Here is a 25576-nt window from a genome sequence, read left to right as displayed (position 1 = left end):
AGGGGCCCACAATAATAGGGTTAATAATAACTATTTTCTTACGTAGGCTTCAAAGTTGGCCAAACAAGGATAATCAGAACCACTAATTAAAGTGATTTTTACGTATCTGATTGGCACTGGAGTCACTACTGAATACAATTGTTCTGAGGTTACTGCTGGTGCAAAATTCTTTAGTGAACCCCCAATATCATCGAAGTCAACACCATCCACACTGCCTTCAATTCTAAAGGTATTGAAACCTTGATTTTTATCGGTATGTGCATTCAGACCAATTTTAGTAATCTTCTCTGCCGTTTTCATATCTACGATCAACCAATGCGGGTAAATCAGCATCGGATCTGCATTATAATCTGTTTGCCAGAAAGATGGGCTGGAAGACGATTTACTGATCACAGTCACATCATCCACAATATTTTCTGCCCCATTAAACTCATTGTCTTCATCATTGATTTCACTGGAAGCACTTGCATGCCAGCCCGTTTTGGCCAATTTTGTTTCGGGGTTTAACAAAGGAAGAATAGCCATAGTTCTGGTACTCACCGCTTGCCCGCCAACATTAGTTACAGACACATTAAAAGTCGTTAAAGCCGCTATTGGAATGGTTGCTGTACCAGCTGCATCCGAACTTGTGGCTATAACCACTTCCTTAGGCAAAGCATCCTGCACATATTTAAATTTAAGATATACTGGTTTTTTAGCCTCATTTACCCAGTTAAATTTTGCGCCGTTCAATACTGCGGACACCGTAACAGTATTAGCCACTATCTCATAATTTGGATCTTCCACTACTTCGACTACTGGTGGCTCTACCGGCCCAATCGGAGCCACACTACTCTTTTTACATGACGCAACCGTCATAACAGTACATATCGCAAATAAATAAAGGCTCTTTCCTTTCATCGTATTCAAGTTATTTTTTAACTATTCAGCTGTTAATTAATTTTTTTCAGGAATTCAATCTCATAGTTTGAAATCCATGGATTTCCGTCCATTTTCCATTCGTCTTTGATTGGAATTTTCAACCAATAAAGGCAAAGAGAAGCCACATCCGGACTAGTTGGCACAATAGACACGCCGCTAATGGTTTGCGGGGCTCTGCTCACTGGGATGTCATTCCCTAAAGCAGCCCAACTGCTAGGTCCTGCAATATTCAGGTTAAAACCGATAGGTGCTTTATTCGCAACCACTGCACCGCCACCATCATCAAATGGCCAGTATCCTACCAAGTTACTGTAGTTAGGATGTTGAGTGACGTCTTTCAGCGCAACATTTGCTTTAATGACAGCAGGATCCAAAGCCACATTAAAATACTGCAGATCTGCGGCATAAAAATCAGAGTTGCTGCTGGTTGAAGCTTCTACCCCACCTATGCTCAATGGTGTAGTAGGACTGCTCAGGTCGATAGTATTGGTGATATCCAAAGTTTGTCCAGGGATCCCATCTGTAAACACAGTAGCAATCCTGGTAGCGCCTACAGTTTTTACCGTAAAGGTTAAAGTATGCCAGCCCCCACCTGCTACAGAAGTACCAACCAGTTGTCTTTTCCCATTTCCACCAGCAGCTTTTCCTCCAAAAATTACTGCCCAGGTACTGCCATCATTCTGTAGCATGGTCCAGCCAGTAATGGCATCACTTACCAATGGCGTGCCTTTCGAAAGAAATCTAGGATAGGTAGTAATCACATTAAACTTCATCTGTACCTGTACCGTGAAGTCCTTGTTTTTACCTGCATCATAAAGGCCATTGTCATTTTTTATCGTTCCAACTAAACCTACTTTGCCAAATCTCATTCCATTGAAACCCACTTTTGTTAACATTCCCTCTTTCAAAGCCGGGTTTGAAGTAATGATAAATCCTGCTTTTGGATTCGCTTCAGTTCCAGCTTTATTGGTCGTCACAATAATCAGCCAATCTTCATTACTGTAGTTCTTCCTCTTTTTTATCGCAGCCACCATTTCACCGATATAAGTATCGGTTTTCTCAATTGCCGCCTTATACGCAGGTACACTTGCAGCATATCCTCCTGCAGCACCTGCGGTCTCCACATCTTTAAAGCTTGCGATCACCAAATTTGGATTCTCGTTGGTTAAAATCGCTAGCGTAGAATCCTTAATCACTCCATCATTAGCCGCTAACACGCGATGATCCGCTTCAATCAGGTATTTATTTAATGCCGCATCAGAAGTAATGGCTGCTGTTTTCAATTCTGGTTTAATATCCAGGATTCTCGCCACCATATTTGGAAAATATGGTGGCGCAGTATGTTCCTTACCTGGTTCAGATACTGGTCTGTAGCTGTTATCAGAGATGCCATGCTTGGTACTTGAAGCACCGGTCAGCATACTTGCCCAAGTCGAAGCCTGTGTAGAGACCAATTCCGGCCCCCTGTTAAAACTATACTTTCCTGTTTTAATCAGGCTCATGATATTTGTTGGGGCTATCTTTTGTAGTTCCCCACCATCTGTTCCATCAATACTGATGAGCAGGATCCTTCTCGAGGATTTCACCTCAAGCTCTCCATACTCTTCAAAATAAGGTGCAGGATTTGGATATTTCTTGCAGGCAGTAAAAGTGCTGGCCAGCAGTAAAGCCATTCCGAAAAAGGCAAAAACCTTGTTTGTATTTATATATTTCCTCATTGTCTTATTTTCTAGCAAAAAAACTTAATTAATAAAGGAGATTTCCGAAAGGGAGGCATAATCACCTGTAGACCACATATCTTTAATCACCACGCGATAGAACCTTGCCTTCTGAGGATCCGTAAAAGTCATCGTAGTAGGCGTAGCCGCATTTGCAATCACCACTGTACCCACTAGAGTAAAGTTCACATTGTCCGGACTCGTATAAACCTCTGTTGTTTTTGGTCTTTCAGCCCCAGAGTTTATTCTTGGTGTGAAAGACATCCCTTTTGCTGAAACCAGCTTTTTCATATCCATGTTAATGGTGAATGGCTTTTTAGTGGTTGCGTCAGGGGTTGGGCTATATTGCGAATGCCAATACGTAGCGGTACTCCCATCAAACATCGCAGCCACAGAACCTTCATTGCTTTGTGAAGAACTAGCCGTATAGGTAGGCACAATCGCAGCCGTACCACCGGTTTTCGTAATCGGGTTATAAGTCCAGATTTGTGTGGTTAAGGCAGGGTAAAGGCCAGAGATTTTTTTTCTTGACAATGAACTCAGTCTGATGTTATACGAATCAAAGAAAGTCTGTAAATCCAGCTTCGCATACTCAGAGAACTTTTCGTACACAAAGTCCTGACGATCCTGATCATTCATAGAATAGCGATCTGCTGTTCTTGCTGCCTTGTATAAATAAGTCATGGCATTATAACCTAGTTTCTCAAAAATCTGTACAAATGGAAGAATCTTAAAGAAAGCATCGGCGTTGTCATTGAAGTTTTTCGCTAGATTTGGTGTAGAGCTTACTGCAGCCCAGGCCAGAGATTTAGGGAACTGCTCCAATAATGCAGGGTGTCTGGCTATGGTACCATTTCTGTTTGCACCTTTAAATACAAAAAGATTGTTACTGGTTTCTCCTAAACCTTCCCAGCTCCACATTCCTGGCTGCTGACAATTGTGTCCGATCTCATGGAAGAAACCCCAGTTACCCCCATTTTTTAACTCGGCCAAAGTAGTAAACTCAGTAAACCAGTTGTCGTCCAGCTGTGCCACTACAGGATAGTTTGAATGCGCATAACCTACGGAAGGCTGTATATCTAAAATCACGCGCCAAGGCAGATCCGGACTTCTTTGTGTCATATCAGTGGTTGTTGCTGATAAACCCATCCACTCATAATAATCTTTGTCAATAATGACATCCCATTCTCTCATCAAAGCTGTTGCGTTCATTAGTGGGTAGCGGAGAAACAAATCTCTTGGTAAACTGAAGATCACATTTTTACTTCTAAGCTCTAACCATGGTACAGAAGATTCCACCACTGCCTTTGCAAAATCTGCATCATTAGTTTCGCCCAATATAAAATCAGGTGCCTTTACTACACCTGAGAAGGTTACCTCTACCGGTGCTGTAATGGCTACCGAAGCATTGATATAAACCGTTCCGCCATAAAGGTTACGGATATAATTTACTCCAGGAAACAACTGCTTTCTGGTGGTAATTAAAGGATCTCTTCGCAATGGCGAGATGGCCGACAAATTATCTGTATGCACACCTACCTGAACACTTAGTCCTTCTATACCTGCTGGCAATACAATTTTGATCAGCTCGCCCGCAGGAGCCCAAAAGCCTGTACTGAACTGCGGATCTGGAGTGATGTTCATCCTTAGCATTCTAGGCTGTACATCCACATAGTTGAAATTCATCATCAACTTCTGGTCTTTCAGACGAATCTCCTGCGGCTCCATTAAGCCTGGAAAAACACGTGCCCTGGGATACAAGCTTCGATCTACTCTGGACATCGCCGTATCGACCTGTATATTTGTTAGCGGATTATCATTTGGTTTATCCGTTCCATCCTCAAAACTGTATCCATATTTTTTACAAGAGGCCAAGCCCATGATTAAAATAAAACAGCTGATTTTGAATAAAAAATTAAAGCTTTTCATATTGAAAATTTAAATATTGTAAACAATAGCAGCCCTTAATAAGGCAGCTTAAGGTCAGTAAAAGTTGTTTTCCATAGTTTTCCTTCCAGGGAAATACCTGATGGTGCAGGAACACCTAACCATTGATAAATGTGGAAAGGAATGTCTACGTTATTTGGAACGATCTTAAAAAATGCATCAGAAATAACCGCATCCAGATTCGGACTATAATCACTAAAAGAAGACCATACGGCATTGCCTACCATATTGAAGTTCTTGCCCGCACCTAGTGTTGATTTATTGAACATTACCGTTCCTATTCCTTCATCTAATGGCCAGTAACCAATCAGGTTATTGATATTAGGGTGACCTGGATTTAAAACTGTGCGACGTGAATTTGCCGTAATCACTTCATCAGCAACAGGTACATTAAAGATTTGTAAATTACTGTAAGAGACATCGATTTGTCCACCACCATCATTTATATAACCTAGAGTTAATGGTGCTGGTGAATCTAGACTTCCCCATGCAGTAATATCAATGGTTGCTTTTAATACCCCATCGGTAAATACTTTTGCTTTACGGGTGGATCCATCCTTATAAAACTTCGCTGTTAAAGTATGCCAGTAGCCATCGCGGATTTTCCCACCATTTGCCTGAACATTTCCTGCACCAACACGTCCAACATTTAACTGCCAAATGTCACCTTCCAAGAAAAACACCCAGCCTGGTTTACCAATGGTAAAGCTTTCACGTTTCCCTAAAATAGTTGGATAATTACTGGCTGTACTGTTAATTTTCACCCTGATGTCAACGGTATATTCACCTGTTGTACCGAAGTTATACAAGCCAGCATCGTTACCTAGAACTGCTTGTCCTTTGGTATCGACATTTCCTGCCAGACGTGGACCTACTCCTGAAAAAGGAATTTTATCTGAATCCGGCTTAGGGATAAAGTTCGTTGCAAATCTTGGGTTGTAGAAAACGATAAAACTATTGCGGGCATCATCTGCATACACTGTTTTATCTGTGACTGACGGATCCGGAGGCAATACCCCACCTTTATTCGAAGCGACCACCACCAACCAATTTTCATCTGCAAAGCTCTTTCTTTTAGCCAGAGCGGCCATGATTTCACCGATATAAGTATCTAACTTTAGGATGGTATTTACATAAGCCGGGTTTGTGTCCGAATAACCACTTAATTTACCCGCAGTCTCTGCTGAACCAAATTCTCCCAATACCAATGTGGCATCCGGGTTCTCCAATTCCTTGATCAAGGCCGTTTTCACGCCTACATCGTCACCGGCAAAAATTTTATTTTCCGTCGCATCGATGGTTAGGTTATTGGCAAAAGCAGATGTTGCGCTGTAGGCAGCAGTTCTCGTTTTACCATTGTTACTTTGTTTAATCGTAGAGAACAAGCTTGGATACTGTGCCAGTTTATTGCCGACAAAGTCTTCGCTGGTCACATTGTGTTTAGAACGGGTCACCCCGGTGAGCATATTTGCCCAGCTTCCGGCATTGGTGGTTCCCATTCCTTCGTAATCTGTGAGCGCATCGAACGCGTAGATTGACCGCTTATAAATTTGGGTCATGTTAGGCGCTTGTATCGCCTTAAGTGCTTTTCCACGAACTCCATCTAAAATGAGGTACAGGACCTTTGCTTTTTTAGGGGTTACACCAGCAGTATCATTTTTAAAATCTTTCTGTAAAGTATTTGGAAAATCTTTATTGCAGGAAGCTCCTGCGATTAATACGCCAATCAATGCCACAAGAGAAAGGCATCCTCTCCTCCATTTCGTTGCCGTATGTTTTTCTATTCCGATCATATCAATATTCATTTATAAGGTGCAACTATTACTTAATTTCGACACGGACTACACTACCAACCCTTTTATTATCGAACTTGCTGATAAATCCAGAAAGGATAACTGCCGGGTTGCCCAAGGCAGAAGTCGTTTCAATTACCGTAGAGATCAAACCTTGAAAGGTACCCGTATTGTTGTATCCAGGTGCAAGTGTCCCATTTTGATTTAAGATCATAAATCCTTGTCTGACTACACCAGCATAGCTTTTAAAGCCCCCAGAAACAATGATCTTACCACTGTTCAGCTGATGAGCGAAAGTGACAATGCCACCGGTAACCTGACCTAAGTTGAAAAATGGATCTACACTGCCATCTTCATTCAACATGATCGCTCCATTGCTGGGCTTTCCATTAAAGTTTCTGAACAATCCAGTGATTAGAATTTTTCGTTTCACACGGTTATAGGTAATGGAAGTGATGACATCATCTGCTCCGGTACCCACGTTAAAAGTCTTGTCCTGAGTTCCATCTTCATTGATTCTGGCAATGCGGTTTGCTGCTGCACCATTAAAAGTAGTAAACTCTCCGATCGCTACAATTTTACCATCATCCTGCATAAAGGCATCTGATATCGAAGCATTCAGACTCTCATTACCTTGTCTGGTCACCATATTAAAATTAAAAGTAGAATCCATAGTGCCATCTTCTTTCAGTCTGGCGATGTGTTTCATTTTGGTGGCGTCTATTCTTTTCTCATCTCTAGTAGATCTGTCATAGAAATAACGCAGGTAATATTCAAAATTCCCCAATACAGTAATCTTGTTATTTCTAACAAATGATTTCCTGATAATTCCACTCACTCCTCCATTAAAGGTGGCTACCGTATCAAATCCATTTAGTGGTTTATCAGGCGTTAAATTAATCACCGCCACTTTTGAGGAATCTAAAGAACCATCACTATTCAGGCGGGTAATGCCATTGATCCCTTTTCTGCGGTTATAACTGTCCATGATTCCTGCAACGATCAATTTTCCTCCATCCAGTCGGTTAGCAGAGAACAAGGCACCATTTTCGGCACCGCGAGCAGACATCAGAGGCTGAAAATCACCCTGGCTATTCATCATAGAAATACCATTCACCGGTTTTAACGCCGCTCTTCCATCAAAATCCGAAAACGCGCCCACCATCAGATAGTTGTTGTCTGCAGGGATCATCCCGAATATCGGCCCATTAGCTCCGCTGATCACTTTAAACGAAGGATCAATGCTCAATCTGCCTTCTATTGGAAAAGAAGGACCAAAAAAAGTTTGTCCATCAGCGACCACAGTAATTCCTCCTGTACTTGCCGTAAGCGGAACTTTAACAGTAACGGTACTATCTGTTAATTTTAAGATCTCCGCTTCCGTCTCATTCAAAAGGATTTGGAATTTCCCTTCAAATGGCTTAAGTCCCCTTACCTTAAATGTAGCCTCCTCTCCCTGAATTCCGGTTTCCGGAATCGCCAGTTCATTTGCGAATTTTATGCCTAGTGGTTGTTTACCTCCCTCGTAAGGATCTGCGATTACCGGTTCTTTCTTGCAGGAAGGCATCGTTAAAGCAGCCATCAGCATGAGACTGTAAAGCGGCACCACGAATCTTTTTGTATTAATTGATATCATCTTTATTTCTATTAATAGTCCTTTCTAAATAATCCTGTTTATTTTTTTGGAGAGATTCCATTTGCAACGGCCAGCAAGACAAAGTCATCCGCATCAAAACCGAAATACAGGGGATACTTATAGTAAATCATGTCTCCACCAACGGTCAGCTTCAGTGAGCCTATCCCCATAATACTTAAAGCATGAATAATTCCATTGTTTGGTGCAATGTCAGAACTGGCCACCTGAGCGTAGTTCAAATAGCGGGTAGGCTGAGATAAGTCGGTGATGTAAGACAAGACCACTTGTCTATACCCTGCATATTTAACTCCCGCCGCGTCATTAAATATCACGCCAATATTCATGGTTTTGTTTAGCTTTTCATCCAGATTTCCGTAGCCTTTGTATCCTTGTCCTGGAAAAGCCAGAATGGAAGTGGTATCAATCTGCTGGTAGTCTTTCAGGCGATTTGTGCCTTTGAAAGTATAAAGTGCCAGCATCTGACGCCATACCGTGGGCTTAATCTGTTCCAGCTGAGATACCGTATCACGACCATTGAACCTTAAATATTGATTTAATCGCATTACAGATTTATGCACCAATGCACTCGGTGGCGCAAAAAAGGTCAGGTTTTCTTTTTCATAAATCTCGTTCATGCCTGCCAGGTTGATCACCCTTACCAAAGAGTCGAAGTAAACAGGTTTTGATTTTAGATAACTTAGGATACTGCCATCGTATTCTGCTTTATGTACACCAGTATCTAAAAAATATTTGTCTTTATTACAAGCTGTAAGCACCAACAAAACAAGCAGTAGACTTAACAGGGGGCTTTTTATTAATTTATACATGTTTTTCTTTATTAATAGCGCAAAATCCGCTAATCATTATTTCCAAAACTCATTCAACTTCATATATGGATTATTCTTTAAGGCATCCTCATAAATTGGCCATGTCCATCCGCCCTGGATAAAATCACTCACCGACATTACTTTCGACAAATTGAATTTAATATTCATGATGCGCTTGGTACGTACCAGGTCATTGTAATAATGTCCTTCTCCCATTAGCTCGCGACAGCGTTCCATATAAATATCATCTTTCAGGTCGCTTCCGGTAGTGGTGATTAGCGATGCGCCAGCCCTTACTCTAACCAGGTTAACCAAACGCTGTCCTTCTCCAACATCTTCCAATTCAGCAGCAGCTTCGGCAGCCAAAAGAATGGCATCTGAATATCGGAACACGATGATGTTATCGTCATTTCTTACAGAAACTCCTTCTCCACCATATACGTTGATGAATTTTAAAAATTGAAATTTGTTATTCCCGCTGAAAGGCTGGTCAAACCAGGTGGTTAAACGCTTGTCTGGCCCAGCACTGCTTGGGTAAATACTTTCCATGTATTTGGTGGTATAATAACCATCATTGGTAGTTTTGGTCACCGTTCCACGGTATGGATAATACGTCATGATACTGGCCAGGTTGGATCTTATATTAAAGAATTCTCCATAGTTAGAGTTCTGAAGCACTTCAAAAAGCCCTTCTTTGGTACGCCCTTTAAAGATTTCTTTAGTCCTTTCTAATGGCAGCAATTCATGTACACCAGGATTAGCCAGCAGCTCATCACCTAATGCTTTTGTACTCCTATAATGAGCCTCAGCCTTGCCTGGATCAAAAGCGGCAGCCCACATGTTCAGGTGCATCATTAGTGCCAATGCGCTCCCGCGGGTAGCTCTGATCGCTACAATAGACTGATCACCATAAGTCCAGGGTAAATCTTCCTTTACCGCTTCCATGTCTGCAATACATCTCTCCAATACCTCTACCATCGGCATTCTAGGCAAAGGAGTAGTATGGTAAGCTTCAGTATAATAAGGTACATCCCCATACAGTCTCACCATAAATAAATAACATAAGTTTCTCATGAAAACAGCTTCTGCACGGTAGCGCTTTTTATCATTCTCAGAGAAAGTAGCTGTAGGGATTTTATCTACCTGAGCGACTAGAATGTTAGCTGCCTGAATAATGTCATAAAAAGCCTTCCAGTCGGTCATTCTGTAATAGCCATAAGCAGCATCTTTACCCCACTCCGAATTGCCCTGCAAGGCCCTGATATTACCTCCAGCCAGCAGGTTCAGGTGTGAAGCAGCGGCAACAATTGGCGCATTTCTAACATCGAATGTTAAATAAAAAGCCTTTGCATTCTCTCCCGCCACCTTAGCACGGAACTGCTGATACAATCCTGAAGTATAGGCCTCTACATCTTTTTTATTTTGCCAGTAGTTGTTTCCGGTCAGGTTATCGATCGGCACTACGTTAAGAAATTTCTTACAGCCTGAAAACAGTGTTACACTGCAGCAAAGCCCGATTATTATATATTTGAAATTTTTCATCTTTAAATAGGATTGAGATTAGAACTGAACATTTAAACCGAAGGTATAAGAACGGCTATTTGGATATCCTCCTGAATCATCTCTACCCAAGGCATCTACACTCTCCGGATTCGGACCTGAGTAGTTGGTAAACGTATATAGGTTTCTTCCAGTCAGGTACAAGCGTAATCCGGTAATTCCGAAACGTTTTGTCAACTCTTTTTTGAAGGTATAACCGAAGGTCACGTCATTAATTTTCAGGTAAGAGCCATCTTCCTGGAACAGGGTCTGGTCGTAACGGAAAGGTCTAATCACCGCCTGACGAGTAAAATCAAAAGGATTAGGATAAGTGGCTACATCACCTGGATTAATCCAGAAGTTATATTCTACCAGAGGCGTCAATGATTTCAGTGAAGTTGGAAAACCAAAGTTCTGAAAACGCTGGGCCGCAGCATTGTTCAAAATATCTCTCAAGTAAGTATAGGAAAGGTTGATATTCAAACTAAACTGCTTGTAAATCATGCTGGAGTTAATACCTCCAACCATGGAAGGCTGCGCAGTACCTACAGATACCAGGTCACGATCATCCAATACATAATCTCCATTTAAATCAGTCCATCTTGGATCACCACCCTGGAAGTATTTTACATTACCACCAGTTCCGGTACGGTACCTTAATCCAGTAATTGGATCTACAGGCACATCAGCGGTATTCGAATACACACCATTTGTATTTAGCAATACGTTAGAAAGGGTGTTTCTACCTAAACGGTATAAAATGTTCTGACCAGTATTTGCATCTTTTATCATGAATTGTCTAACACCATCTGGCAAACCAGTTAAGATTTCCTTACGGTAATCCCCGTTGATGCCGATCGTCCAGTTCAACTTACTGTTGTTTGACAGCGGTTTAAAGTTAATGGCAAGTTCATAACCGCGAACCATAAAACTCATCTCATTAGTAGAAATCTTCTCAAAAGAGTTCATTGTTGCCAATTCTTTTCCTCTCAGCTCATTGTCAACATATTTCCAGTAAGTATCAAAAACAACATTTACTCTGTTGTTAAAGACTCCCGCGTCGAAACCAAGGTTATAAGTGGTAGTAGATTTTGGCTCTAATGCAATGTTTGGCACAGTTCTCAGATCCAGACTAACCGTTGGATTGTTATTGTAATTACCGGAAGAAACATAACGGCCATACACATCGTAAATGGTTCCTGTAGGCACAATGTTACTACCATAACTTGCCCTTAGCGAAGCGTAATCCAGCCAGCTAATTTTTGATAACCAATCTTCCTTACTAAAGTTCCACCTTGCGCCTATAGAAGGATTTTTAGCATAACCGGACTCAGGTCCGTTGGTAGAAGTTCCATCCAGACGGTAACTTAAATCCAATACATATTTCTGCATATAGTTATAAGAGAACGATCCAGCAAAAGCCACAGAACGACGGTCAAAGAAATTATCCAGTGTACCACCCGGAGAGAAAGGATAACTGTAACCCATAGTAGGGCCATGAATATAATCATTCACGGTATTTCTGTTGATCATTGCATCTGCAGAAAACTTGGTGGAGGTTAACTCATTAAATACCGTTGCATTAATGTTGTGTTTTTCAGCAATTGAAAGGTTATAAGCCAGCGTATTTCTGTTGTATAAGGCTACTTTTTTATCGTTGTAGAGGTATAGTTCTCCAGCATTGTTATTGATCGCCGCAGGTACAAAATTATCCTCCGTTCCGGAAGCATACGTATAACTAAAGCTAGTAGAAGCGGCCAGATTTTTCAGAAACTCGTAACGTAAGTCCATATTGGCCACCATATTAATAGTCTTATTCTCATTTTGGGTCTGCTTACTCGCCAGTACAGAATTTACCGAAGTATATTGACTTGGCGCCGGAAGCAACGAAGATTGCGAACCGCCATCAGCTGCCTTTTTTTGCAGCAAGCCGTTTCCGCTTCCTTTACTGTTTTTAGCCAGGGCATTACTAATACTGGCAAACATCCGGAACTTCTGACTTGGCTGGTACTGCATGTTCATATTTAAACTTACACGGCTCAGTCCCGTGTTCTCCACAATTCCTTTTTCATCGTAATAACCAGTGTTCACTTTATAGTTGAACGTGTTGTCACCACCGGAGATGTCTACGTTGTGCGACTGGTTATAAGTTCTGCGGAAGAAATACGACTGCCAATCTGTAGAATTGTTGTAAAAAGAGTTCAAACTATCTGCCAGAAAAGGACTTCCATTGATCATTTGCATCGCATGGTAGTAACTACTGTCGTTCATTAAGATCTGATTGACACGCATATCACGTTCTCCTCTACCACCGATCACATCTCTTAATTTAGGAATAGTGTTCATGAAATAGTTGGATACATATTTGATGATCGGTACTTTTGAATTTCCACGTTTGGTAGTGATCAGGATCACCCCATAAGCCCCGCGGGAACCGTATAATGCGGTCGCCTGCGCGTCCTTAAGGATCTCAATTCTTTCCACATCTTCCGCTGGAATCAGGGATAGTGGACTAATACCTGGACCCGACTGCTGGAAACCATAATCAAAAGTCTCAGTATCCTCAATCGGCACCCCATCGATTACAAATAATGGTGATGTTGGTGTTAAAAAGGCTGATCCTCCAGATTCCTGAACATTGATACTAGATAAACCACGTAAGTTAATAGATCCACGCATCCCTGGAGATCCATTGTTGTTCTGCACGTTCAAACCAGGAACTTTACCCTGGATCAATTCCATTAAGTTGGCAACCGGTACATCCTGGATCATCTTGGCGGTGATTACCACACTTGATCCTGTACTCGTTTCCTTGGTTTTGGTCTGATAACCAATAATTACCGTTTCTTTTAGCGCACTTTGCTCTTCCGCTAAATAGATACTCATTTTTGACTTGCTATCCGATTTTCTTCTAACCGTGGTATAGCCAATATATTTAAAAAACAGTTCTGCATTTTCTGGAACACTCACAGAAAATTGTCCCTTCTCATTCGTCACCCCCACACTTTTCAATGGGCTCCCGGACTGAATGTTAACGCCGGGCATTCCGATTTTTTCGGCCTTATCAAAAACAGTTCCCTGTATGATCACTTGCTTCTGCTGCGCAAATACCTCTTTATTAAAGCCGCAGAGCAGGAGTAAAGAAAACACTATAATTAGATACTTCATATCTGATTTATATTAAAAATTATAACCTTGGTTAGTCATTGGTAAATTTTGGACGCTCTCCTTTAAACTTGAAGATGATTTCCCAATCTCCACGTTCATAGATACTGAAGTCCATAGCCATATATGCCTGGATCAAACTGTTTCCGTAACCGAGTCTTTCATATCGGAATACGGCTCTTGATCTGGTTCCACTAGGATTGGTGTAAATGGTAGGGAATTCCACCGATGGAATGGGATAAGACACATCATAGGTCACCGCTTCCTTAGTCATTTTCATATTAAATCCATGTACCAATTCTTTCCATTTGGTGGTGTTAAACAATGCCGGATCGATCGCATTATTCAGGGAATCTTTAAATTTGAAAGTCAGCGAATTACCTGTACTGTTTTTCTTGTTAAAAACAGCTTCAATGTCATAAGGGCTGATAAAACTCCGCTCGCCTTTCAGATTGGACATCTCAGAAATCATTACCCCCAGTGATTGTGCCTGGCCCGTAATTGGATCAAGGTTAGAAGGCTCAAAAGCCCGTTCTCTATATGGCATCAGTTTAAAATCTCTGAAATACCTCCTACCACCAGAGTTAGAAACTTCCACATCAAACACATAGCCTGAATCAGGACGTGCTTTAACAAAGGAAGAATTTGAATTTGACCACATAAGAAACTGACCAGAGTGCTGACGAATTTCAAAAAGCGGGTGATTTTCTACTGCACGTTTGGATTCAATTTCTTCTAATGAAGTCTCCTTACCGGTATAAGCTTTCTTCCAGACGGTAACAGGAAAGTTTTCTGTCAGTTCAGGCGCTGGAGAACCATCTCTTCTGCGCATATTGATAATCTTAAAATCCAGTGGTAGGCCTGAACCTGTACCAGAATTAAAATTATCGGTAAAAAGGGTATTACGCCCTAATACAGGGCTATAGAGGCTTGCTGTAAAAATGGCATCCGATCCCAATGCCAAACGGTCATCAGGAAGGTCCTTTTTGCAGGATACAGTCATCATTACTGCAATCCCTATGAAAAGCATATAGAATGATGTGAATGAGTATTTATTGTTCATGTCTTATTGCCTTATTTATTAATCCTTTGTGTGAATTCATTAAAGCCAAATTCATGGCTAGGTGCCAGAATATTGACAATTGCGTTATGGGTCAGAATGTTCACCGCATTGGTTGGGCTGCGCTGCCAGAATTTCACGAAAATGGAACCTCTTGGATCGCTATAGGTTAAAATCTGAGGGCCACCATTGATCAGTCCTGAAGCACTTGCTTTTGAATATAGGATGTGCATTGGATAGTTATGAAGCAAGGTCTTTACATGCAGACCATCGGAGTAGCTCATATAATCATCCGACTTTGTTTTACCTGCGATCAGGTATTTACATACCATTATTTCCAATTCTGACAGGTCTGCCGTAGCCAGATAGATTGGTGCTTTTAGCTCCATCTTTCTCGTCACATTCAGGTTTTTAATGGCCGATTCAAAACTTCTATTCGATACCGCAAAAACCGTCAGGTTTTTATTTTCCAGGGAATCTTGCAAAGCAGGCAGGCGATTAAGCACCAGTAAAAGGGAGTCATACTGTCCTGTTTGTGATTTTAGGTAGCCCAAAGCAGTCCCATCAAATTCCTGAATCTTATTTTCGTAGGCGTAATAAGTTTTATCTGTTTTTTTACATCCAGGCAGGATCATGAATAGACCTACCGCTGCCATAAACGGGAGAAAAAAGAGATTTTTTATAGTATTTTTCATTACAATTTATTTAAGGTGATGAACTGAAAGGAGCTTAATTCCAGAAACTATTTTGAACGATCTTTTTATTGGCATTCAGCACATCTCTTGAGATTGGCCAATAGATTCCGTTTTCATCCAGCAGTTTATTAAAACCAGGGTTGTTGCGTTTGACTCTATTGTATCTTACCAGATCATACCAACGCCATCCTTCGCCCATCAGCTCCCTTCTGCGTTCCGCAAAAATGGCGTCCATCACGTCAGCCTTAGAAGTATTTGAAAAAGCGGTAGTACCACGTTTCGCTGCTGCAGTATTTAACCAGCTAATCGCTTCATCTCTAAAGCCAAGTACTGCCAGTGCTTCCGCCCTAAGTAGAGTTAATTCTTCTAGACGGGTAAATAATACCGCTGAACTGAACACGGCATAAGTTCCGTCATTACCGATGTCACCATTTTGGACAACCGCAATCTTTTTGAAAATTGGTTTTTCTGTATTGAAATTCACAAAGTAATTGGTGCGGTACAGTTTAGTAATTGTATCTAGTCCAAAACGTTGATCTTTCAAGTCCTTAAAGGCGCTAAGAATCGTGTCTTTTGGCACATACATGTCTGGTACTGGCTTACGGGTAATTGGAGCGGCTAAAGTCAGCTGCTCAATGTGACCGTTTGCAGTTGCTTCACCATTTCCATATTCGAAGGCGAAACCAACAATCTGTACTCCCCTCTTAAAGGCAAAAGGACTGTAGAAACCGTTTTCAGTCAAATCGTTCATAGAAATGTACCTTGGAGAAGATTGTGAACCATCTTTCTGGAAATTTTCCATGATAAATTTGGTGTAAATCTCCGTTTCCAGATATTTTCCCTGCCATGCAGTGATGTGCGATAAAATTGCATAAGCAGAAATCTTGGTGAACAGTACCCCATTCCAGTAATCACGGTTTCTACCGTAATAATCACCTGGAAGCTGAGGATCTGCCCATCCATAATAAATAGGGAGCACTTTTGCCGCAGCTAACAATTCAGATTCTGCAAATGCCAGTACTTTCTTCTGATCGGTTCTTTCATGTTCTTCAAACTGTCCATCGTGTGAAGAAGTCAGCAAAGGAACATCACCCCAGATGCGTACCATATAAAAATAAGCGAATGCTCTCAAAGCTCTTGCCTGTGCAATATCCACGTCATTGTTGACTTTGGTATAGCGTTTATCTTTTGCAAGGATCTCTCCTGATCTTTCAATAAACAAACTCGTAGCATTCACCACAGAGTAAAATCTCCGCCAGTTGCTGATCTCATTCATGATGGGATAAGAAGCTTTCAAATCTCCACGAATGATGGCTTTTAAATCAGACCTGTTGGTGGCTTGAAAATCTCCTTGTCTCAATTCTCCCATTAACCAGTGGGTATTGTTACTGGCCATTGCAGTACGCATTAAAGCATACATACCCAATACGCCAGATAAACCATCTTCCAATGTAGTCCACTGTGTTTCTTCAGTAGATAACCTTGTTGATTGCACGTCCAATGCCTTTTTACAGGAGAAGTTAGCTGACAAAACTGCCAGCAATAACAAAGCGGTTAGGGCTTTATTAAAAGTTGTGTTCCTGTTTATAAAATTTATCATCTTCTCTATTCTATTTAAAACTATAAATCAAACTTTACCCCAAGCGTGTAGGTTCTTGGAATAGCCATTCCGTAACCATTGTACATGCCCGTATAATCAATTAGTTCGGGATCACCACCTGTAAATGGAGACATGGTAAGCAGGTTGTTGGCAGTCACATATACATAGATTCTCTTGATGTCTGCTTTCATGTTTCTGATTGCTTTCGTTTTCGTAAGGTCATATCCTAATGAAACTGTTCTTAATTTTACATAAGAAGCATTTTCTAAGAATAGGTCCTGATCGATACGGTAAGGGATCACATCACTCCATGGGTTGTAAATCGTATAACTTTTTGCGTTATTGCTGATCTGCCAGGAGTTTACTTCTCTGATGGAACCAATGTTATTGGAGTTTTCTCTGTTGATAAAATCGTAACGGCTGGCATCATATTGATTCAATGCTTTTTGTCCGATGGCTGCAAAAAACTGTAAAGTCAGGTCTACACCTGCATAACTGAACTGGTTGGTCCACCCTGCAGTAAATTTGGGAAGGCGACTGCCTTTCAATACTTTATCTGCATCGTTTACCACATAGTCTCCGTTTTGATCTTTCCAGATCGGATCACCAGCTTTCAAGGTATTGCCATCAAATGTTAATGCTCTGCCATTGGCTGGATTTACTGGAATTTCAGCACTGTTATTATAGATTCCTTTATTTTCATACAACCAGAAAGCACCAATAGACTCTCCTACTTTCAGGAGGCGATCGCCGATGATCAGCTCTTTCAATCCGTTTGGCAAAGCAGTCAGTTTGTTTTTATTGAAATTCATATTGAAACCTGTAGTCCAGCTTAAACTGCTTTCTCTTTTCAGAATTTGCGCATTCAAAGTCAGGTCTACTCCGGTATTTCTCACATCCATTCCGGTAGCATTGATACTTGCGTAACCACTTTCCTTCACCAATGGTAAATTCAATACCATTCTCTTATCGTTCTTTTGGTAGTAGGTAATACCTCCATTTAAGCGGCCTTCTAAGAAACTGCCCTCTAAGCCCAGGTTAAACTGATCTACATAAGGAAGTCCAATGCCGTAACCTACCCATCCAGAAGTATAAGGTCTCATGATACCACCACCACCACCATAGGTAGGTAAAGTTGGCTCTTCATTCCATCCCATGTTTACTCTGTATTGAGGTCCGCCAGCGAAACGATCGTCATTAAATGGCTTCATGATTCTAGACCAGGAGGCCGTTACTCTTAAATCTTCGAATAAATTATTTGCGGTTAAGAATTGGTTTTTAAGGCTCCATTCCGCACCAAATGCTGGCGTTATCATCCAGCGACTATCCGGCTGCCCATTTGAAGAACCATCATTTCTTAGGCTGGCTCTTAAAGTAAGCAGGTCTTTGTATTGGTATCTTGCTGCGCCATAAAATGAAAGTAATTTACTCTTTTCGCGATCGTTGAAACGGGATACATAAAATCCACCATAAGGAGATTCCAAATAATCATCATGGTCTCTATTACCATCTACCTGATTGATTTTGATAAAATCGTTAGGCCCATTATAAGCTTTCGCGTAGTTATATTTATAGGTATCGTCCTGTAAAGACTGCCCCAATTCGAATTCGAACTTGTGGTCTTTATTTAAATCATATTTATAACTAAATGCGTTATTCAGGATCACACGCTGGTTAAACCCAAAATAATTGGAAACAAAATTATTGTCTTCCATTAAGGTAGAAGGGAAGAAAGCATCCCTGGTGCCTTCCATATAGTCAAAAAGCACACTGGTGGTGAAGCTGATTTTATCCAGTTTCAGTGTCAGTGCTACTGCTCCTTGTAAAAGTGTATTGGTATTGTCGTCAATTACCTTTTTATATTCATCTAAGAAGTTTTGGTAAAGCGCTTTATTTGGAGATAACGGAGTGGTAAAATCTGTCAAGTAAGTGGTTTCACCAAAACGATCTCTCACGCTTCTATTCCTGTTTCTATCTAATCTGGTCGCATTGATCTTGGTAGACAATGTTAACCATTCAAATGGCGCCATGTTGATTTGAAATCCTGCAGTATACCTGTTTAAGGCAGTTTCATCGGCATTGCCGGCACTACGGGTATTACCGCCAAAAAATCTGAAGTTTGCACGTTCAGATCCACCGGTTAAGCTTAAGTCAAGTGAGTAAACAGGAGCTGTTTTGAAATACAGGTCGTTCCAGTTGGAAGGCCCATAATAGTCGGTACTGGTAGAATCTCTTAAATAACCTACATAATTAGCGCGGTCATCTGCGGTCGCATATTTCTGGTAGAAAGGCTGGCGGAAAGCATTTTCATACGCACCATTCACCGTATTTACCTTACTGGACTGCACCATTCCGAAGTAACTGTTCAGACTAATTTGTCTGGTACCGGATTTTGCATTTTTAGTAGTCACCCAAATTGCGCCGTTGGCTGCATTAGGCCCTAATTTCGCCAATGCTACCGGGTCTTTGATGACCTCTATAGAGTTGACATCGTTGATGTCTATAAAGGATAAAAGGTTGGTGGCAGGGCCAATACGATTGAAGTCGTATTTTTGGATCTCAAAAGCAAAAGGGTTGTCCTGAGATAAAGGAATACCATTTAAATACACTGCAGGCTGTACTGCATATACGTCTTTTCTACTGAAGATCGGAGCAGAAAGTCCTCTGATCAACATACTTTGTTCAGCGCCGGGCTCTCCGGTGGTTTCCTGAACGTACACTCCGGCTACATTTCCTTTTAGCATTTGCTGGAGGGAAATATTTGGACTTAAGGCTGCAACTCTGATATTGACAGAGTCTCTGGTTCCTTTAAGTATAGCAGAGTTACTGATTTTCTTGGATATTGCTTTGTCTATCCTTTTTAACTCAGCAGAGTCTTCGGGCACCGTATCCTGTCTGATGAGAATACTGTGGTAATTCAGTGGAGCGGTATAAAGGGGCTTTGCCTCTGCCTTTACAAAACAAAGGGCAGAAACCAGGACCGCAAAGAACGCACTCGCAATAATTCGGACCATTTTCATTCGTATTAATTAATTATTAGATTGTTAGCTTAGTTAATTTCCTGTTGTCGGATAAATCACAAGAGCGCTGATGATTTAAAAAACAGGCCATAAAAATCCACTGACCACAAAATGATGTGGAATGGGTTAATCATTAAAAAATATCTGGTAGATAATAAAGCCCTGGAAAACGTGTTATAGAAAAGAGCTGATGATCTGATTTAATAATGGAATAACCTGATTGTTCTATTTAATCGAATGGGGTTAAATCTGGATCAAACAATTTAGATGCAATTGCTGAGAAAGAGTAAAGATTGTAATCATAGTTTGTTTGGTTTAGGTTGCTGTTTGGTTAGTTATAGCATATGTTGCTTAAATGTCTTTTTCAATGGCATTCGTATGGCTATCCTAGTGTTGCAGAATAAGTTATTCTGGTGGTTGATCAACGACATAAGATTATGTAATACTTAATGAAAGCAATTTAGGATATTTATATCGCGACTTTTCCGCAAATGACAGCGCAAACGTTTGATTAACGTACTATTATCGCATAATATGTCAATATCAACAAGTAAAGCGCAATAATTTTTCCGTATAATATGTCCAATTTAATAATACTTAAAATAGAGACGCAGATTCTGTTTTAAGAAGCAAGTGATAAAATAGTATTAACGAACTAATTATTTTGACCAAACTATTACATTACTGAGGTGTTTTAAAAAAATGAACTCATAACAGAAATAATAATCGTGTTTTTTATTTACTAATAGCTTATAAATAAGGTAATTATCATTACATATTAAAAGCAAAGTTTTCTTGAATTAGACCAGAATGTCCTCTTTCTTAGGGCTTAAAAAAGAGATTTACAGTTGTTTACCGTTAAAAATATTGTAATTTCTACTCCACACAAACGTTTGCGCTCCGGGATAATTTACAAAAAATCGCCTTTTTACACTTTCCATGGCATATATCCAGAATTATTAAAAATAAAGACGGCAAAAAAAGAAGATTTTTGGGCTTAATTTTCAAAAACTGGTTGTTTTGGTTTTACAGTTGAAACTAAATTATTCGGGTTTTTAAAAAAACATTTCTTTTGTTTCGGTGGATTTTTTCTGAATTTGCTGGGGTTGAAATGTTAAAAAAGAAGGGAAAAAAATAATTTTAAAGAAAGATAGGTAGTCGTCGGGAAGTGGTCGGGAAGAGAAGGGCCTTATAATAGGGAGCGGAAGGGGTTTGGATAGGGTCTACGTAGGGTTGCCTTAGTCCCTGCTATCCAGACCCTATCCAACCCCCTTCCTTCCTCCAAAGACGAGCAGGTCTCTTTCCCTTGTAAAGCCGGTCTTTTGCGACAGCCTTTTTTAGGTGAAAGCCAGCCCGAGGGTTGGCTTTCTAAACAAATTCTTATCTGTTAAAAACAGTTATTTTTTGACGGTTGCACCTTCTTCGATTTCTTCAGTTGCTTTTAACAGGATTTCATCTCCTCCTTTCAAGTCCCCAAATATTTCTACCTGATCCGGCATCATTCGGCCTTTAGCAACCGAAATATTTTTGGTTTTTCCATTTTCAATTCGAATCACATATACGCCTAGATTGGCATCCACCAAAGCTGTTTTTGGAATAAAGAAACTGGCTTCCGCCGCTTGGAGCGGGATGTTCGTTTCCGCCACCATCATTGGCTTCAACTCCTGGCTTACATTGAGCAGATCTGCCTCTATTTTTTCAGAACGCAATTTCTCATCCAGGGCACCCGATTTTCTGGAGATCCTGGCCATATATATCTTTTGAGGAATAGACTTTACTTTGAACCGGATCGTATCCCCAATATTTAGATAAGGTGTATTCGCTTCTGGCACCGATAGCGATAAGCGCAACTTTTGATTGCTCTGTATAACCAATAAAGGTAGATCTGCCGCTTTACCCATTGGCCCTACATAGGCACCTAAATCTACATTTCTATTGGTTATCGTCCCGCTGAATGGTGCCCGGATCACCAGGTAATTGTTCATGGCTTTGAGCTCATTGTAGATGGATCTCGCCGCATTTACCTGCGCCTCATCTGCTAATTTTTTGGCCGTAATCTGGTCCAAAGCATCCTTGGCAATGGCGCCTTCAGTTTTATCGGCAACAAACATCCGGTCGTAATTGGATTTGGTCGCGATGTAGATCGCTTCCTGTGCTTGCAGCTTTGATTTCGCCGTGGCCAGCTGGGCTTGGATCTCTGGTGCATCTAAGACCACCAGCACTTGGCCAGCTGTCACTTTTGAGCCAATATCGACCTTGATCTGCTGTACATAACTATTGACTTTGGCATATAATGCCGTTTCCTGATCTGCCAATAACTCTCCTGCCAGCTTCAAAGTAACTTTTGGATTTGTTTTATGAATGGTAATCGTCTCAAAACTTTGCATCATCATCGGCATAGCTGCCGTTTTTTCCGTTACTTTTTTTTCATTGCTGCAGGCGGCGAGAGCAAGCGTCAATCCCGCAAGGATATAAGTGAATCTTTTCATTTTTTTTAAGCGTTTGGTTTAACAAAATGTAAACTGTTTTCATCTTCCGGATCTAAGGACGGAGAGGTTGTACCGGTTTTTCCCTGTACCCAGGCAAATACCAATGGCAATAAAATCAATACAGAGAAGGTCGACGCGAATAATCCACCAATCACCGCACGGCCTAATGGCGATACCTGATCTCCACCTTCCCCATGACCGATAGCCATGGGCAGCATGCCAGCAATCATCGCCATAGAGGTCATAATGATCGGGCGCATTCTCAAAGCCGCTGCTTTCATGGCAGAAGCATAGGCATCTCCGCTTTGCAGCCTTAACGTTTCTGCATTGCTAATCAGCAGTACCGCATTCGCAATAGACACCCCCACAGACATAATAATGCCCATATAAGATTGCAGATTTAACGTTGATCCGGTGATTTTAAGCAACACCAATGACCCTAATGCCACAAAAGGCACAGTGGTCAATATTATAGATGACACTTTGAAAGATTGGAAATTGGCGGTCAGCATCAAGAAAACCACCAATATGGCCACTAATAATCCACTCAGCAGGCTGTCCATAGTTTCGTCTAGTACAGGCGCCATCCCTGCTACAGAAATATTCAGGCCTTTAGGAATCTCCCCTAAGGAAGCAATTGCTGCATTGACATCTTTTTGCGCCCTTCCCAGATCCATCTGGTGCAGATTGGCGGTCACCGTGGTATAAGCCATCGTCCCCAGGTTATAACTTTCGCCTAAGGTAGTGCTAGGCATAATCGTAGCCACATCCCCCAATACCGGTCGGGCGGAATTTTTGGACAGCGGGATGTTTGCCAGCTCATCTTTACTGTTTAGGATATTTTGAGGCGTTTGCACTTGTACATCATAAGCGATTCCCATCATCCCCTCTACCCACATGTTTTTGCTGGTGTAACGGGAAGAGGCGGTCGTGGCAATCATTGATTTAGCAATGTCCTGAGCATCAATTCCCAATTGCGCTGCCCGGACTCGGTCGATATTGATCGCCAATGCGGGATAATTTAAAGATTGGGGAATTTGCTGATCTCTCAAATAATCAATCTCCTTCAGTTTTGCCAGCAGCCTATTCGCATACATGATGTTTCTCTTTTTCATCATCCCGGAGAAGCGGACTTCAATAGGCGTGTTTGTCCCTTGGCTCAGGATTTTCTCTGTCAGCTCGATCGGCTCAAAAGAAAGCTGGAGTTCCGGCATTTTCTTTTTCAGGTGTGCTCGGATTTCATCTTTTAACAGGCTGGTATTTCCGGTATAGTCTTTTAAGGCTACTTGCATTAAAGCTTCATGCGGGCCAGCATTGTATAGGTAAATCGGACTTACGGCAAAAGAAGAAGGGTGCTGTCCGATAAACACGGAAGAAATCGCGATATGATCTTTGCCTATCACTGTTTCCAATTCCCGCAGCACCTGCTTGATTTTTTGCTCTGTCTTTTCAATTCTAGTCCCTTCCGGTGCTTTGATTCTCAATTGAAACTGACTGGAATTAACCGCAGGCAGTACATCTGTTCCGGTGATACTGAACATCAGGTAAATCAAAGTACCAACAGCCAGGAAACTCAGCAGAATCACTGGTTTCTTTTTGGGCAGCAGGCTTGTCAGGAAGTCGATAAAGCGGTTTCTAAAACGATCAAAGCGGCTTTCTTTCTGTAGTTCTTCCACCGAATGCGGTTCCATCATCCAGTTACATAGAATGGGCACGAAGGTTTGCGACAATAAAAACGAAACGATCATGGAGAAACCAATGGCCAGGGCTAGAGGCATAAATAAAGCACCCGGGATGCCAGTCATCATAAACGCTGGGGCGAAAACAGCCAAAATACACAGCAGGATCAATAGTTTTGGAAAGGCAATCTCTTTACAGGCATCCCAGATCGCCTGAGATTTTGCTTTGCCCATGGCCAGATGCTGGTGGATATTCTCAATGGTGACGGTACTCTCATCCACCAAAATTCCAATCGCCAATGCCAGCCCGGATAAGGACATAATGTTAATCGATTGCCCGAAAAGTTTCAGGAACAGCAGGCCCGAAAGGATAGAAATTGGAATCGTGAGGATCACAATGATCGCGCTGCGCTTATCTCCTAAAAACAGCAATACCATTAGTCCGGTGAGTAAAGCACCTAACACGCCTTCTAATATTAAACTTTTCACCGCATTGATCACATAAACCGACTGGTCAAACTCATAAGAAATTTTTATATCGTCGGGAAGGTTGTTCTGGATATTCGGAATGGCTTTTTTTAGCTTGCTCACTACATCCCAAGTGGATGCATTGCCGGATTTAGCGATATTGATATATACGGAACGCTTGCCATTGATCAAGGCGAAGCCAGTAGTGATGTCAGCACCATCTTTTACCGTGGCAATATCCCGTATGTACAGATTGTCGGCTTTTCCTTTGAAAATAGGGATATTCCCGAAATCTTCTACCACTTTTATGGTATTGTTTGTTGGCGTCAGATAGTTGATGTCATTGATATAGACATTTCCTGAGGGCGCAGTGATGTTATTCCGACTGATCGCCTCCACAATCTGATCCGGAGATAATTGGTGACTGCGCAGTTTATTCGGATCAATATTGATTTCCACTGTTCTCGGACTACCGCCAAAAGGCGGCGCTGTAGTGAGCCCGGGGATGGCAATCAGGAAGGGACGCGCCGTAAAATTGGCAATATCTTGCAACTGATTATTCGTTTTCGTTTCGCTCCGGAATACCAGCTGTCCTACAGGCTGCGAAGAAGCATCAAAACGGATGATAAAGGGAGGTGGAGCACCTGGCGGTAAGAACACCTGCGAGCGGTTAGATAGCGCAGAGATCTCTGCAATGGCCTGTCCCATATCAATCCCTTCATAGAAATTGAGTTTCATCAGGGTTAATCCCTGTGTATTTTTGGTTTCTATACTTTTGATGCCACTGGTAAACAGCATCATATTCACATACATTTTAGTAAAATATCCTTCCATCTGCTGTGGGGTATAGCCATTAAAAGAATGGGCGATATATACCACAGGAAGGTTCATTTCCGGAAGAATATCAATCTTGATATTCCTGGAGGCTTTGATCCCGAAGAACAAAAGCCCCATCACCATCACCATAATGGAAATGGGCTTGCGCAATGCTATACGTAATAAATTCATGGGTTTTCAGG

Annotated in this window: 14 protein-coding genes; all 14 read right to left on the bottom strand. The window is 41.4% G+C overall.

The genetic code is table 11. From position 1 onward, the window contains the following. Nucleotides 1–30 precede the first annotated feature (30 nt). Nucleotides 31–858 (bottom strand): discoidin domain-containing protein, encoded by an 828-nt coding sequence (locus tag AQ505_RS01410; protein WP_062546528.1) that lies wholly within the window; start codon nucleotides 856–858, stop codon nucleotides 31–33. Nucleotides 859–932: 74 nt separating this feature from the next. Further along, a complete protein-coding gene (locus AQ505_RS01405) occupies nucleotides 933–2639 on the bottom strand; it encodes a DUF4983 domain-containing protein (protein WP_062546527.1) in 1707 nt (568 codons plus the stop codon). 24 nt (nucleotides 2640–2663) lie between these two features. Continuing rightward, a complete protein-coding gene (locus tag AQ505_RS01400; protein WP_062546526.1) occupies nucleotides 2664–4568 on the bottom strand; it encodes a M60 family metallopeptidase in 1905 nt (634 codons plus the stop codon). Between the two features lie 35 nt (nucleotides 4569–4603). After that, nucleotides 4604–6379, bottom strand: a complete 1776-nt coding sequence (locus tag AQ505_RS01395) for a LamG-like jellyroll fold domain-containing protein (RefSeq protein WP_197286275.1) — start codon at nucleotides 6377–6379, stop codon at nucleotides 4604–4606. A 28-nt stretch (nucleotides 6380–6407) separates the two neighbouring features. Further along, nucleotides 6408–8015, bottom strand: coding sequence for a DUF5008 domain-containing protein (locus tag AQ505_RS01390; protein WP_062546524.1), 1608 nt, complete (start codon nucleotides 8013–8015; stop codon nucleotides 6408–6410). 38 nt (nucleotides 8016–8053) lie between these two features. Continuing rightward, nucleotides 8054–8842, bottom strand: coding sequence for a hypothetical protein (locus AQ505_RS01385; protein ID WP_062546523.1), 789 nt, complete (start codon nucleotides 8840–8842; stop codon nucleotides 8054–8056). A 36-nt stretch (nucleotides 8843–8878) separates the two neighbouring features. Further along, nucleotides 8879–10384 carry a RagB/SusD family nutrient uptake outer membrane protein gene (locus AQ505_RS01380; protein ID WP_082461371.1) on the bottom strand — a complete coding sequence of 502 codons (1506 nt, stop codon included), beginning with the start codon at nucleotides 10382–10384 and terminating at the stop codon, nucleotides 8879–8881. Nucleotides 10385–10402: 18 nt separating this feature from the next. After that, a complete protein-coding gene (locus AQ505_RS01375) occupies nucleotides 10403–13549 on the bottom strand; it encodes a SusC/RagA family TonB-linked outer membrane protein (protein ID WP_062546522.1) in 3147 nt (1048 codons plus the stop codon). A gap of 31 nt (nucleotides 13550–13580) precedes the next feature. After that, entirely contained in the window at nucleotides 13581–14609 is a 1029-nt protein-coding gene (locus tag AQ505_RS01370) for a DUF5007 domain-containing protein (protein ID WP_062546521.1), read from the bottom strand. An 11-nt stretch (nucleotides 14610–14620) separates the two neighbouring features. Next, nucleotides 14621–15301 (bottom strand): hypothetical protein, encoded by a 681-nt coding sequence (locus tag AQ505_RS01365; RefSeq protein WP_157262163.1) that lies wholly within the window; start codon nucleotides 15299–15301, stop codon nucleotides 14621–14623. A gap of 34 nt (nucleotides 15302–15335) precedes the next feature. After that, the gene (locus AQ505_RS01360) at nucleotides 15336–16901 is read right to left on the bottom strand and encodes a RagB/SusD family nutrient uptake outer membrane protein (RefSeq protein ID WP_062546519.1); all 1566 of its coding nucleotides are present in this window, start codon (nucleotides 16899–16901) and stop codon (nucleotides 15336–15338) included. A gap of 20 nt (nucleotides 16902–16921) precedes the next feature. Next, nucleotides 16922–19921, bottom strand: coding sequence for a SusC/RagA family TonB-linked outer membrane protein (locus AQ505_RS01355; RefSeq protein ID WP_062546518.1), 3000 nt, complete (start codon nucleotides 19919–19921; stop codon nucleotides 16922–16924). A gap of 1397 nt (nucleotides 19922–21318) precedes the next feature. Further along, nucleotides 21319–22410: an efflux RND transporter periplasmic adaptor subunit gene (locus AQ505_RS01350; protein ID WP_062546517.1), complete on the bottom strand. Its 1092-nt coding sequence runs from the start codon at nucleotides 22408–22410 to the stop codon at nucleotides 21319–21321. Between the two features lie 5 nt (nucleotides 22411–22415). Further along, complete coding sequence (locus AQ505_RS01345; RefSeq protein WP_062546516.1) at nucleotides 22416–25565, bottom strand: efflux RND transporter permease subunit; 3150 nt, start codon at nucleotides 25563–25565, stop codon at nucleotides 22416–22418. Nucleotides 25566–25576 lie beyond the last annotated feature (11 nt).

It is taken from the genome of Pedobacter sp. PACM 27299, from assembly GCF_001412655.1.
Taxonomy (GTDB): Bacteria; Bacteroidota; Bacteroidia; order Sphingobacteriales; family Sphingobacteriaceae; genus Pedobacter.
The sequence above is the reverse complement of the archived record's forward strand: the minus strand, read 5'-3'. Positions and strand labels throughout refer to the sequence as shown.

Coding starts and splice junctions, on each gene's coding strand:
- AQ505_RS01400 (WP_062546526.1), bottom strand. CDS start 4,568: ATGAAAAGCTTTAATTTTTTATTCAAAATCAGCTGTTTTATTTTAATC.
- AQ505_RS01345 (WP_062546516.1), bottom strand. CDS start 25,565: ATGAATTTATTACGTATAGCATTGCGCAAGCCCATTTCCATTATGGTG.
- AQ505_RS01385 (WP_062546523.1), bottom strand. CDS start 8,842: ATGTATAAATTAATAAAAAGCCCCCTGTTAAGTCTACTGCTTGTTTTG.
- AQ505_RS01380 (WP_082461371.1), bottom strand. CDS start 10,384: ATGAAAAATTTCAAATATATAATAATCGGGCTTTGCTGCAGTGTAACA.
- AQ505_RS01365 (WP_157262163.1), bottom strand. CDS start 15,301: ATGAAAAATACTATAAAAAATCTCTTTTTTCTCCCGTTTATGGCAGCG.
- AQ505_RS01390 (WP_062546524.1), bottom strand. CDS start 8,015: ATGATATCAATTAATACAAAAAGATTCGTGGTGCCGCTTTACAGTCTC.
- AQ505_RS01360 (WP_062546519.1), bottom strand. CDS start 16,901: ATGATAAATTTTATAAACAGGAACACAACTTTTAATAAAGCCCTAACC.
- AQ505_RS01405 (WP_062546527.1), bottom strand. CDS start 2,639: ATGAGGAAATATATAAATACAAACAAGGTTTTTGCCTTTTTCGGAATG.
- AQ505_RS01355 (WP_062546518.1), bottom strand. CDS start 19,921: ATGAAAATGGTCCGAATTATTGCGAGTGCGTTCTTTGCGGTCCTGGTT.
- AQ505_RS01395 (WP_197286275.1), bottom strand. CDS start 6,379: ATGATCGGAATAGAAAAACATACGGCAACGAAATGGAGGAGAGGATGC.
- AQ505_RS01375 (WP_062546522.1), bottom strand. CDS start 13,549: ATGAAGTATCTAATTATAGTGTTTTCTTTACTCCTGCTCTGCGGCTTT.
- AQ505_RS01350 (WP_062546517.1), bottom strand. CDS start 22,410: ATGAAAAGATTCACTTATATCCTTGCGGGATTGACGCTTGCTCTCGCC.
- AQ505_RS01410 (WP_062546528.1), bottom strand. CDS start 858: ATGACGGTTGCGTCATGTAAAAAGAGTAGTGTGGCTCCGATTGGGCCG.
- AQ505_RS01370 (WP_062546521.1), bottom strand. CDS start 14,609: ATGAACAATAAATACTCATTCACATCATTCTATATGCTTTTCATAGGG.